Annotated in this window: 11 protein-coding genes; 5 read left to right on the plus strand and 6 right to left on the minus strand. The window is 61.8% G+C overall.

Features of this window, described 5'->3' with window-relative positions; translation table 11 throughout:
* Positions 1-23: 23 nt before the first annotated feature.
* The 3 genes from ACOSV0_RS06075 to ACOSV0_RS06085 form a co-directional block, all read right to left on the minus strand.
* On the minus strand, positions 24-698 hold the full coding sequence (locus ACOSV0_RS06075) for a response regulator transcription factor (RefSeq protein ID WP_434109356.1): 675 nt from the start codon (positions 696-698) through the stop codon (positions 24-26).
* Positions 699-714: 16 nt separating this feature from the next.
* Positions 715-1,638 (minus strand): LysR family transcriptional regulator, encoded by a 924-nt coding sequence (locus ACOSV0_RS06080; protein WP_434109357.1) that lies wholly within the window; start codon positions 1,636-1,638, stop codon positions 715-717.
* 355 nt (positions 1,639-1,993) lie between these two features.
* Positions 1,994-2,368 carry a hypothetical protein gene (locus ACOSV0_RS06085; RefSeq protein WP_434109359.1) on the minus strand — a complete coding sequence of 125 codons (375 nt, stop codon included), beginning with the start codon at positions 2,366-2,368 and terminating at the stop codon, positions 1,994-1,996.
* A 764-nt stretch (positions 2,369-3,132) separates the two neighbouring features.
* Between ACOSV0_RS06085 and ACOSV0_RS06090 the strand changes: the two genes are divergently transcribed.
* Together ACOSV0_RS06090 and rfbC are read left to right on the plus strand one after the other, a co-directional pair.
* Positions 3,133-4,128, plus strand: a complete 996-nt coding sequence (locus ACOSV0_RS06090) for a GlxA family transcriptional regulator (RefSeq protein ID WP_434109360.1) — start codon at positions 3,133-3,135, stop codon at positions 4,126-4,128.
* 171 nt (positions 4,129-4,299) lie between these two features.
* A complete protein-coding gene (rfbC, locus tag ACOSV0_RS06095; RefSeq protein WP_434109361.1) occupies positions 4,300-4,851 on the plus strand; it encodes a dTDP-4-dehydrorhamnose 3,5-epimerase in 552 nt (183 codons plus the stop codon).
* A gap of 29 nt (positions 4,852-4,880) precedes the next feature.
* Here rfbC and ACOSV0_RS06100 read toward each other — a convergent pair whose 3' ends face one another.
* Positions 4,881-5,771, minus strand: coding sequence for an EamA family transporter (locus ACOSV0_RS06100; RefSeq protein ID WP_434109362.1), 891 nt, complete (start codon positions 5,769-5,771; stop codon positions 4,881-4,883).
* Between the two features lie 103 nt (positions 5,772-5,874).
* On the opposite strand from ACOSV0_RS06100, the gene ACOSV0_RS06105 reads away from it, so the two are divergent.
* Together ACOSV0_RS06105 and ACOSV0_RS06110 are read left to right on the plus strand one after the other, a co-directional pair.
* Positions 5,875-6,777 carry a LysR substrate-binding domain-containing protein gene (locus ACOSV0_RS06105; RefSeq protein ID WP_434109363.1) on the plus strand — a complete coding sequence of 301 codons (903 nt, stop codon included), beginning with the start codon at positions 5,875-5,877 and terminating at the stop codon, positions 6,775-6,777.
* Positions 6,778-6,926: 149 nt separating this feature from the next.
* Positions 6,927-7,556: a GNAT family N-acetyltransferase gene (locus ACOSV0_RS06110; protein ID WP_434109365.1), complete on the plus strand. Its 630-nt coding sequence runs from the start codon at positions 6,927-6,929 to the stop codon at positions 7,554-7,556.
* A gap of 247 nt (positions 7,557-7,803) precedes the next feature.
* Here the strand turns inward: ACOSV0_RS06110 and ACOSV0_RS06115 are convergent, their stop codons facing one another.
* A complete protein-coding gene (locus ACOSV0_RS06115) occupies positions 7,804-7,965 on the minus strand; it encodes a DUF1328 domain-containing protein (RefSeq protein ID WP_434109367.1) in 162 nt (53 codons plus the stop codon).
* 416 nt (positions 7,966-8,381) lie between these two features.
* Positions 8,382-8,840, minus strand: a complete 459-nt coding sequence (locus tag ACOSV0_RS06120) for a diacylglycerol kinase (protein ID WP_434109368.1) — start codon at positions 8,838-8,840, stop codon at positions 8,382-8,384.
* A 363-nt stretch (positions 8,841-9,203) separates the two neighbouring features.
* Here ACOSV0_RS06120 and bcsB point away from each other — a divergent pair, with 363 nt between their 5' ends.
* Positions 9,204-11,573, plus strand: coding sequence for a cellulose biosynthesis cyclic di-GMP-binding regulatory protein BcsB (gene bcsB, locus ACOSV0_RS06125; protein ID WP_434109369.1), 2,370 nt, complete (start codon positions 9,204-9,206; stop codon positions 11,571-11,573).
* Positions 11,574-11,575 lie beyond the last annotated feature (2 nt).

Raw genomic sequence — 11,575 nt, forward strand, 5'->3', positions numbered from 1 at the left:
AAAAACCTGCGGGTAGAGCGGCGTCAGCCGAACAGATAGCCCGAGCCTCGAATGGTGCGAATCAACGGACGCTCGCCGGGCGTTTCGACTTTCTTGCGCAACCGGCCTACGTGTACGTCGATCAGGTTGGTGCCGGGATCGAAGCGGCATCCCCACACGGCTTCGAAGATCATTGTGCGTGTGAGCACCTGGCCGGTGTGCCGCATCATGAATTCGAGTACGCGGAATTCGGTGGGTTGCAGATCGAGTTCGCGCTGCCGGTGGGTGACTCTGCGGCGCACCAGATCGATTTCCAATGCACCGCTGCGCAGCAGCGTTTCAGCTTTGGCGTGACGTGGCCTGCGCCGCAACAGCACCTCGACGCGCGCGAACATTTCCTCGGAGGAGAAGGGCTTGGTCAGATAGTCGTCGCCACCGGCGCGCAGGCCCTGAATGCGCTGATCGACATCGGACATTGCACTCATCACGAGTACGGGCGTTTCCATGCCGACACCACGCATGGTTGCCACGATAGTCAGGCCGTCCAGATCGGGCAGCATGCGGTCGAGTGTGACGACGTCGTAGTCGCCCGCCATCACTTTCGCCATGCCTTCGCGGCCCGTGCGTGCCACGTCGACAGAGAATCCGCTCGCAGTGAGCGTGCGGACGATGTCGTGCGCGATCAACTCGTCATCTTCGATCGTCAGAATTCTGGGCATGATGGGCGAGTCCGGTTCAAGCTACCGCCCGCAGCGCGACCGGACGGTCCGGCGCGCGATACTGGCTGACCGCGAAGTCGATGAAACTGCGCACGCGCATCGACAGATAATTGCGGCCGGAGTAGAGAATCGACACCTGGCGCGGGCCGCCGTTGATTTCGAACTGTTCGAGCACGGGCACGAGCGCGCCTTGCGCGAGGTCGTCGGCAATGATCGGCAACGGCAGCAGGGCGATACCCATATGATTGAGCGCGGCTACGCGCACCATCGCGCTACTCGTGGCGGTGAGCGCGCTGCCGGTGTTGACGCGGTAGATACCGTCGTCGTCTGCGAATTCCCAGCTGCGCGACGACCCGTCGGAGACCGTCAGCAGTCCATGGCGGTTCAGCGCAGCCGGATCGCGAGGGGTACCGTGACGCGCCAGATAGGTCGGCGAGGCAACAGTCAGTTCATCGACGCTGGTCAGCGTGCGGCTGACCAGCGTGGAATTGGCGAGCCGCCGGTCGTCGGAGAAACACACGTCGAAACCGCCTTCCACCAGATCGATATGCGTATCGAACGTGGTTACGTCGAAGTCCACGCGTGGATGCAGTGTGCGGTACGCGGCCAGTAATGCGCCCAATCCGGCGGTGGCGAACGTCATCGGCGTAGCGATCCGCAGTGTGCCCTGCGGGTCGCGCGTCGTCTCGAGCAGGTTCGATTCCATCTCGTCGAGCTTTTCGATGATCGTGCGGCAACCGTCGAGATACTCGCGGCCTACATCGGTCAGCGAAAGACTGCGTGTGGTGCGGTTCAGCAAGCGCATATTCAGATGCGCTTCCAGCGTGCCGACGCTGCGCGTAACCGCCGCTGCCGACATCCCTAACTGTCTCGCCGCGAGATTGAAGCTGGCGAGATCGACCACTCGTGTGAAGACACGCATCGCTTGTAGCTGGTTCATGTTGGGACAGTAGAGAAGGACGATGGATGCATCATCGGCGATCGCAGATAAAACGGCACTGCTAGGCGGATTAAGTCTTTTTTAATTTTGTGCAATGTTCATGAACGGCGCGGACGGTCCTGCATCTCGATCCGCTCAATAACCATCAGCAAGCCTAAGCGATGAACAAAAAAAGAGCGCGGACAAAGCCGCGCTTCGGAAAGAGACCTGAATGAAAGTAGCCGCTATGACGCGGCGAGAGAAGTATAGGTGTGAGGCGCAGCGAGGTGCACACGCAATCTGAAATGCAGTGCTACGCGAAACGCAACAAGCTGCTTGAATTCGTCATCCGGTTGATCCGGTTGAGTCAGCCGCTTCAGTTGAGCATGCCGTGGACTTCGAGCGATGCTTCCAGCTGTTGTGTCAACGCGTGATGCAACCTGGCGAGGCTTTCGGTGGGGAGTGCGAAGCCGGCCCAGCCCAGGCCGGAATGCCGCAGGAACAGTACGGCACCGTCATGCAGTGGATGCTTTTCAGTGTGCCAGCACGGATCGATTTCAATCACGTACTGATGGCTGCGCAACGGTTCTTTGGGCACTTCCGGGCGCATTGTGGCGCGTAGCGCGCTGAGGTGCTCGATCACGGCGTCCAGATCGGGTGCTTCGAGCAGCACCGCACGATCCTCGATGGCGATGCGAACCGCGTTCTGTCCATATTCGTTGACTCTTTCGATGCTCATGGGGCGCGTCATGTCTCTGCTCCTTACAGCTCTCACGGTAGGCAAATTATGGCGCGGCCTCTCTTAACCAAGTCTTAAAGTGCACGATCCAGGGATGAAACTTTGTTTAAGGAAGCTGCTGGCATGATTTCCGCCGTCCCGGAGATTCGTCCGATGTTTGCCGGGGCCGGGGGCAGATGGCAAGCGCATTTATTCATATGTAAAGAGGCTGGATGTTTCAATATAGAAACATTTTTAGCCGGTTGAGAATCGGGCGCCGAAATGCTTAATCCGGAATGTTTCGGTGAATGTGCGGTTTGCCACATTCACATTGTCAATAAATTCCCGGTTTGCGAATAAAAACCCGATTGCGTGTTCATTATTTGCGATCTTTGGATTTCAGATTTGAAACATTTTCGAATGCGATCGCGGTGAGTCTCTGCCGCAAACTGGGCGGCCCACGCTGGCCCCGTATCCCGTCGTCACGAGGCTTGAAATCCAGCAAATACAAGGTTCTGCGGCATTCAGGCGGGCGGCGCTCCGGTACGATCTATCACTGCGCCGTGTCATGTTCGTACAGTCATATGAAACGAGTGATAATGTTTTTCTTCATACATTCTCTTTGCTAATGCCAATTTGTTTTTCAAATTTACTATAGCGAAGCATTACGCTAACATCACGCATAATCCGTAAGCGCTATTACCGGCAGTTTTTACTCGCCGTGATTAAATTCGACCATATCGGCCGGCCGAAGGGAGAGCGGGGTCGGCAACGTACGACAGTTCAGAGGGAACATCATGCCGCACATGCACCTGGATACTGCAAGGATCACCTGGTTACACACGCCGGCGCTCAACGTGCGTAGTGCAGCGCGCCGGATCGGCGTGTTGCTGTTCGACGGTTTCTGGCTGCTCGGGCCAGGCACGGTGGTCGAGATGTTCCAGACCGCCAACGAACTCTCCGGCTCGCGTGCCGGTGAAGGCCCGCCTTATGAAGTGCAGTTTCTGTCGATGGGCGGCGGCAGCGTAGCGAGTTCGTCGGCGGCGCGGATCTGGACCGACCGTATCGACACACGCTACGGCAGCGGTTTCGACGTGCTGTTCATTGCTGGCGGCTACGGCGCACATGAGGCCGCGCGCGACGAACGGCTGCTCGGCTGGCTGCGGTCGGTGCAAACGCGTACCCGCGCGATCGAGACGATCGGCGAGGGCCGTCTCGTGCTGGAGGCCGTGGGCTCTGCGGAGCATGACGGCCTGCAGGTGAACCGCTATCTGAACAGCGCCACGGGCGATGCCGCGTTCAACGCCGCCAATGATCGCAACGACTGCGCGCGCAGTGCGCTGATGTTCATCAAGCGCGATCTCGGCGCGGAGCTCGCGCGCAGCGTTGCCGATCGGGTCATGCCGGGCATGGCCGCCACCTGGGTGCCGCTGCCGGCTGAAGGCGGCACACTGAGTGTCGCCGAGAAAATCCGTGCGGCCGCGCGCTGGATGGAGGCGAATTGCGATCGTTCTGTATCGGTTGCGGACGCGGCCCAGGTGGCGGCGATGAGCGAGCGAAATTTTCTGCGCCGCTTCAAGCATGAAATGCACGTCACGCCGTCCGACTATCTGTTGCAGGTGAGATTGCGTATTGCCTGCAACTTCCTGACTGAAACCGAGTTACCGGTAGACAAGATCGCACGCCGCAGCGGCACCGGAAACGGCGATCGCCTCGCGAAGATATTCCGCAAGCGCATGGCGTTGTCGCCGACCGAATATCGCGCACGCAGCCGGGTGGCGACCGAAATGTAGAGTAGGACTAACGGCGCGCCTCACAGTGGATGGATGCGTGCGCAGCGACGTGCGTAGCGGCGTGTGCAGCGACGTGTGCAGCGACATGTGCCGTGCGCAACGCCATGCGCAGCGGCCCGCATATCCGCGAGTGTGGTTTCTCCGGACAGGCTTCTTACGAGCACAGTGGCCATGGGCAACAAGGTAATGGCGACGGCATTGCCAGAGGTCAAACTCATCGAGCCCGAGGTGTTTAGCGACGAATTCGGCTTCTGCTTCGAGAGTTTCAGCGCGGATGAGTTTACCGACGATGTCTCGCACGGCTTCAACTTCGTGCAGGACCGTCATTTGCGAGCAGTGCGTGGCGTGTTGCGCGGGCTGCACTATCAGGTGCAGCGACCGCAAGGCCGGCTTGTGCGCGTGGTGGTGGGGGACGTGTTCGACGTCGCGGTAGACGTGCGGCTCAACTCGCCGAACTTCGGCAAGTGGAGCGGCGCACATCTGAGCGCGGCCAATCATCGGCAGGTATGGGTGCCGCCGGGTTTCGCGCATGGCTTCGTGGTGCTCTCCGACGTCGCGGAGTGCCTGTGGAAAACCACCGAATACTGGTTTCCCGAACTCGAGCGCTGCATCTTGTGGTGCGACCCTGACATCGGCATCGAATGGCCGATCGAAATCGAACCGATCCTCGGCGCGAAGGACGCAGCGGGCCGGCGCCTTTACGAAGCGGAAAACTTCGCCTGAGCGCGGCACACGCAGCGATTCGGCACCATTTAGCGCGTTGCCACCACGGCGCCCACACTTGCGGCGACCACCAGCAGCGTGCCGGCTATCTGCAAGACACTCATCGGTTCATGCAGCACCACAAAGCCGGCCAACGCGCCGATCGCGGGTTCTACACTCATCAGGATCCCAAACGATGCGGCCGGCATGTGCCGCAATGCCACCATTTCCAGCGCGTACGGTAACAACGGAACCAGCAATGCGAGGCCCGCGGTTGCCGCGATCTGGCCCGCGGCGATGTGTATGCCGCTTTGCGCGAAACCGAATGGCGTGGCAACCAGCGCCGCTGCGATTAGCGACACCGACAATCCTTCGAGTCCCGCGAACACGGCGCCGGTCTTCTTCATCAGCACGATATAGCTGCCCCAGCCGAGCGCGGCCCCGAACGCGAGCAGTACGCCAAGCGGTTCGCCGATCCAGCCCGCACGATCGCGTGAAAGCAGTAGCACGCCGGCAATCGCCAATGCCGGCCACGCCAGTGCGCGCACACGACGCACGGCGAAAGTCGCGACCGCGAGCGGCCCGAGAAAATCGATCGCGACAGCCAGCCCCAGTGGAATCCGCTGAAGCGCCGCGAAAAAGCACAGTGTCATGCCGGCCATCGCTGCGCCCAGCGCGCCGGCCGCGAACCAATGCGAGCGCGAGTAGGTGAAAAACCGCGGGCGCACCACCAACCCAAGCACCACGGCCGCCCAGCAAAGACGCAGCCAGGTGGTGCTGAGCGAGCCGTACGTTGCCATCGTCGGCGCGGAGAGCGCGGCGCCGAACTGCACGCTCGACATGGACAGCACGCACAGGAGCGCCGCACCCGCCGCTGCGCTGGCCGGTTTCACCGGGGTTGGCGCGGAATTCAGCGCCGGTTTGATCGTGGTGTCCTGCATCGTGGCCTCGTTACCGCTCTTTCGGAGTCGTTGGACGCTATCTTATCGGTGCAAGCAGTATTAAGATAAGTTGATATTTCTTATGGTCGCTTCAATAAACGTGATGACCCGAGATCTCGACAGCAGCCTCCTGCGCACCTTCGTTACCGTTGCCGAAACCGGCGCCGTGGGCGTGGCGGCGGTGCGCCTCGCGCGCACCCAGGTGGCGGTGAGCATGCAATTGCGCCGGCTCGAAGAAGAACTGGGGCAGCGTTTGCTCGACCGTTCGCCGCGTGGCGTGCAACTGACCGAAGCGGGTCATCTGCTGCTGCCGTTCGCGCATACGATCCTCGGCGCGGGCGCCGATGCGCGGCGGGCCTTGAGCGCGGGGCAGGTGTCCGGCACGGTGCGGCTCGGCATGCTGGAAGACATCGCGGTCGGCCGGCTGCCGCGTGCGCTGCGGCGCTTTTCGATCGCTTATCCGCAGGTGGCGCTGGAGATCGTCGTCGATACCAGTGTGGCGTTGTCGAGCCGGCTTGCGGATGGCGGCCTCGACGTGGTCGTGGGGGATCCCGCACTGATCGACTCGGTGCCGCTGCTGACCTGGACGCAGCCGCTCTTCTGGGTCGGTGCGCGCGGGTTTAGCCGCGATGGCGATGCGGCGTTGCCGGTGGTTGCGTTCGGCGGCGCGTGTCTGTGGCAGCAGCAGGTGTTGACGGCGCTGCGGCGCGCGGGGATTGCGTGGCGCATTGTGTGCACCAGCACCAGTTTGCCGGCGGTGCAGTCGGCCGTGGAAGCGGGGCTCGGTGTGTCGGTACTGCTCGACGGCAATATCCGTTCGGAGTCGATGCGCGTGCTCGGTCAGGCCGATGGATTGCCCGATGCACCCACCGCCGATTTCGGGCTTTTCATGCGCGCAGTGTCCGGCGCCCAGGCGGCGGCCGTGCAGACCTTGCAGACGTTCCTCTGCGAGGAATTGCATCTCGGCTTGCGGGAAAACGAGCCGCTTATGGCATCCGCCGGCTAGTGCTCCGGCAATCTGCCGATAACGCGTTGGCATGCACATCGGCACGCTCGCATGCACGTCCCATGTGAGTTTTTACGACATTTTTTCTTGAGACGCCTGGTCGCCAAACCTACACTTCGTGCATCCCCTGATAGCGCGAGGTGTTCAACGTGAAGCGACGTGCAACGACGCAGCAATCCGTCCATATCGACTACGTATGTCACGGCGCAGGCCGTATCGAACTGCGCCGCTTCGATCCGTCGCGCGATTCGTATGTCGCGTTGACCGCACTACTGCATCGGGCTTTCACACGGCTCGGCGAGATGGGCCTGAATTGCACCTGTGTGGATCAAACGGTAGAGACGACGCGTTCACGCGCGACCCAGGGCGATTGCTACGTGGCGGTCTGCGAGGGGCGCATTGTCGGCACGATGACGCTGTATGCACCCGATCGCGAGTCGCCTTGCGAGCTGTACCGGCGCGACGATATTGCCAGCTTGCGTCAGTTCGGCGTCGAGCCGGTATGGCAGGCGCGCGGCATCGGTACGCTGTTGATCGCTTTCGCCGACCACTGGGCCGCAACGCGCGGGTTTGCGGAGCTCGCGCTCGATACGCCGCAACCGGCGGCTCATCTGATTGCGTTTTACCGGGGGCAGGGCTTTCGCATTGTCGATTTCGTACGGTTCGACGGCAAGCGTTACGACAGTGCGATCCTGAGCAAACCGCCGGTGGCGACCCGTACGCTCGCGAACTGGTCGCATAGGCTGACGGTGCCGGCGAGAATTGCGCGCGCGGCATGAGGCGTTTGCGTGGTTGGCATACTTGAAGCGTGTTGCGTGTTGCGTGTTGCGTGTTGCGTGTTGCGTGTTGCGTGTCTGCGGTAGTGCAACGCGTTCAGGATGTGCAGATGCGTGATACGTAGCCTCTTGCGTTAAAACCCCCGGCGCGGGCAGCAACTATTGCAACGCCACGTGGCAAGTATTGCAACGAGCTGCTGATTCTCACACCGGGGCGAATGTTTCTTCGCTTGTCAGGTTGATGCGGTGGTCAGCGTCGCAACACGCCCATCAGCAGGGTGACGAGGAAGATCACTACGAAGATGAAGAACAGAACTTTGGCGATTTCCGTCGCGCCTGCGGCAATGCCGCCGAAGCCGAATACCGCGGCGATGATCGCGATGATGAAGAAGATGACAGCGTATCGAAGCATGGGGCCTCCCACCGATGGATTGTTGAATTGATGTGAGCAATGGCTACTCGTTGTAGGCACTGCGTGCTCTGACGGTTTTTTGCCGGCGAACGACATTCAGCAATGGGTGTGCCCAAGGCAGGGCGAACAGGTGAAGAGGCAGGAAAGCGCGCCGCAGCAAGCAAAGGCTCAATGAAGACAACGCAGGCGCAAACGTTATCGCGCTCTTCATTGCGAGCGCTGACGTCGCAGCCGTCTTTGGTGCAGCGGCACGGCATTCGCATTTTCCCGGAATCGTGAATCGCGGAATTGGCCGCGGCTATTACGCGCTAACGTTTGCGCATTGCATTCCATCCGTACGCAAACGATTAATACGTATTACATAGAAATCACACGCAGGGTATTCACGAGACCCGCCAGGCCGTCAACATGGCAGCTTATATCTGCGCGCGGAGCCAGTGATAAACCAGCGGCCCGCACAACACGCCCCACGTCACCGCGCAGATCAGCAGTGCCATCGTCACCGCCGCACTGCCGCAGTCTTTGGCACGCTTCGACAGATCGTGCCGTTCGAGCGAAATGCGATCGATCGCGGCCTCGATGCTCGAATTCAACAACTCCACCAGCAGCACCAGCAGCACGGAAACGATCAGCAATACCCGCTCGATCGCGCTAACCGGCAGCAACAGCGCGCAAGGCAGCAGGATCGCGGCCAGCGCCATTTCCTGACGAAACGCGCTTTCCTCGCGCAACGTCGCAACAATGCCGTCGCACGAGTGCCGCAGCGCAAACAGCGCCCGTAAAGGGCCGCTGCGTTTGGCCGGCAACGGCGTCGAGGCCGGAGCCTCTGTACGGGCCTCTGAAGAGGGGGAGGAAGACCGAGTTGGATTGCTCATGATTTGCTTCGGATCAGCATGGCCGCAGCATGCCTTAATTGTCACAAATTGTCACAAACTTGTGATATCTTTGCGCCCGCCCAGCGGCGCCAATACGCCTGAGCGAGAGACTACGGAAAATAGGCGAAAGCAGGGCCCAGCACGCGATACGAGGCGCGTTTCATGTGTTGGCCGGGTCCGTCATGCTGCTCGTCACTCAAGGTTTCGCCAGATCGTCCGTATACCTTTGTAAGGGACCGTAACGCGGTTACGCCGCATTCCGTTTTTCACGTTCCCCGCAAACCTTTGCGGCAGGCCGAATTCGCAACGATATCCCGCGTAGTCATGGGGCGGATGGCCGATGTTTAACAAGCTGATCTGTCCATGAAACCTGTTGTCTCGTTTTGCCTGTCGCTGACTGCGCTCGTCGGCGCTTTGTACGCCGCCACGCTAGCCGCCGCGCCTTCCGCGCCCGTTCCGTCGCCTGCCGCTGCTGTTGCCTCGCCGTTGCCCGTTTCGTCTGGCGTCGTCGCCAACGGCACGCGTGCAATGACCACACCGAACGCTACGAACGCTACGAACGCGTCCAATGCCGCGAGCAGCGTCGCCGGCTCGACCACCGTGCACTTGCCGTTCTCCGCACTGGGTGCCTATCAGCCGCTGAACCTGCGCGGTCTCGAAGACGTGCGCGTCGTCAACGTCGGCGTGCGGCTCGATCATGTCGTGACCGCGGCGCGGCTGCGTTTGCGCTACACGTATTCGCCGGCACTGGTGTTTCCGATCTCGCACTTCAAGGTGTCGATCAACAACGAAGTTGTGGCGACCGTGCCGTTCGATCGCGAGCATGCAGGGCAGATCGTCACGCAGGACATTCCGCTCGATCCGCGTTTCCTGACGGATTACAACCAGCTTGGCCTTCGGCTCATCGCGCATTACACGCTCGACCATTGCGAAGACCCGGAAAACTCGTCGCTGTGGGCCGACGTGAGTCCGACGAGCGAGATCATTCTCGACACCTCGCCAATTCGTTTGCCTAACGATCTCGCGTTGCTGCCGGCGCCGTTTTTCGACCGGCGCGATGTGAGCCGCCTGCGTTTGCCGTTCGTGCTGCCGGCAGCCACCGACAACGCGACGCTGCGCAGCGCCGGCGTCCTGGCTTCGTGGTTCGGCGCGCTCGCCGATTATCGTCAGGCGCGTTTTCCGGTCTCGTCCACCTTGCCGTCCGACGATCATGCGGTGGTGGTCGCGCGCAGCGCGCAGTTGCCCGCGGCGTTGAAGCTGCCGCCGGTCAACGGGCCGATGCTGATCGTCACCGACAATCCGGCATCGGTCGACAAGAAGCTGCTGATCGTGACGGGCCGCAGCGCCGCTGAAGTCGATCAGGCGGCCGCCGCGCTCGTGCTCGGCAGGACGGCGATGGCGGGCCCCGCCGTGCAGGTCGCGCAGATCGACATCGGCGCGCCGCGCAAACCCTATGACGCGCCGCGCTGGTTGCCGGTCGACCGTCCGGTCGCCTTCAAGGAGATGATCGACGATCCGAACCAGTTGCAGGTGCGCGGCAGTGCGCCGGACGCGATCCGTCTGAACCTGCGCGTACCCGCCGACCTGTTCTCGTGGAACGGTGCAGGCGTGCCGCTGAATCTGAAGTACCGCTACACGGCGCCGACGGTGCAGAACAACTCGGTCCTCGCCGTGCAGATCAACGATCAACTGGTCAAGTCGTACCGGCTCGCGCCCGCCAGCGCCGACGACGCGCAGGGCCGCCTGCAATTGCCGGTGCTGTCGGCGAGCGGCAACCGTTCGAGCAGCCTGCTCGATATTCCGGCGTTCCGCGTCGGCAGCTCGAACCAGTTGCAGTTGCGCTTCAATCTCGATTCGCAAAAGACGGGGCTCTGTCAGGGCGTCGCGTCGAATCCCGTGCAGGCCGCGGTCGACCCGGACTCGACGATCGATTTCTCGAACTTCGTTCACTATGCGCAGATGCCGAATCTCGCGTACTTCGCGAATAGCGGCTTCCCGTTCACGCGTTACGCCGATCTGTCGCAGACGGCCGTGGTGATCCCGGCGCACCCCGCACCTGAAGAACTCGAAGCATTGCTGACAATGCTCGGCCACATGGGGCAATGGACCGGCTATCCGGCGCTGCGCGTGCAGATCGCGCGGCCGGCCGAGATCGCGCAACTGGCGGGCAAGGATCTGCTGGTGATCGGCGGCAATGGTTCGGCGCCGCTGCTGGACCATTGGCGTCAGGCGCTGCCGCTGACCATCGGCGCGAGCTCGAACGACGGCGCAGAGCGTGCGGATGGCGGCACCGTCACGCGCGCTTCGTTTTCGGTGAAGGAACAGTGGCGCAATGGCGCGCATCTGCCGGACGGCAGCGCGCATCTCGAACGCGACGGCGCGCTGGCCGCGTTGATGGGCTTCGAATTGCCCGGCAGCAAAGGACGCAGCGTCGTCGCACTGACGGCCACCGATCAGCATCAACTGGTCCAGTTGCTCGACGTGCTGGAAAAACCGGACCGCGTCTCGCAACTGCAGGGCGACGTCGCACTGGTGCGCGGCGGTGAAGTCGACAGCATGCGCGTCGGCGAACCGTATCTGGTCGGTTACGTGCCCTGGTATGCGCGGCTCTGGAGCAAGGCGATCCAGCATCCGATCCTGCTGGGCGTGCTCGGCGCGATCGCCGGGCTGCTGCTGGCGGTCGGCGCGTTCACCGCGCTGCAGGAACTGGCCGCGCGCCGCCGGGGAGTCTGACC

The organism is Paraburkholderia caffeinilytica, from assembly GCF_051027425.1.
Lineage (GTDB): Bacteria > Pseudomonadota > Gammaproteobacteria > Burkholderiales > Burkholderiaceae > Paraburkholderia > Paraburkholderia caffeinilytica_A.

Excerpts from the sequence above, each read along its gene's own strand:
- ACOSV0_RS06120 (WP_434109368.1), bottom strand. The coding sequence starts at position 8,840 with ATGAGCAATCCAACTCGGTCTTCCTCCCCCTCTTCAGAGGCCCGTACA.
- rfbC (WP_434109361.1), top strand. The coding sequence starts at position 4,300 with ATGGGCAACAAGGTAATGGCGACGGCATTGCCAGAGGTCAAACTCATC.
- ACOSV0_RS06115 (WP_434109367.1), bottom strand. The coding sequence starts at position 7,965 with ATGCTTCGATACGCTGTCATCTTCTTCATCATCGCGATCATCGCCGCG.
- ACOSV0_RS06090 (WP_434109360.1), top strand. The coding sequence starts at position 3,133 with ATGCCGCACATGCACCTGGATACTGCAAGGATCACCTGGTTACACACG.
- bcsB (WP_434109369.1), top strand. The coding sequence starts at position 9,204 with ATGAAACCTGTTGTCTCGTTTTGCCTGTCGCTGACTGCGCTCGTCGGC.
- ACOSV0_RS06105 (WP_434109363.1), top strand. The coding sequence starts at position 5,875 with ATGACCCGAGATCTCGACAGCAGCCTCCTGCGCACCTTCGTTACCGTT.
- ACOSV0_RS06085 (WP_434109359.1), bottom strand. The coding sequence starts at position 2,368 with ATGACGCGCCCCATGAGCATCGAAAGAGTCAACGAATATGGACAGAAC.
- ACOSV0_RS06080 (WP_434109357.1), bottom strand. The coding sequence starts at position 1,638 with ATGAACCAGCTACAAGCGATGCGTGTCTTCACACGAGTGGTCGATCTC.
- ACOSV0_RS06075 (WP_434109356.1), bottom strand. The coding sequence starts at position 698 with ATGCCCAGAATTCTGACGATCGAAGATGACGAGTTGATCGCGCACGAC.
- ACOSV0_RS06100 (WP_434109362.1), bottom strand. The coding sequence starts at position 5,771 with ATGCAGGACACCACGATCAAACCGGCGCTGAATTCCGCGCCAACCCCG.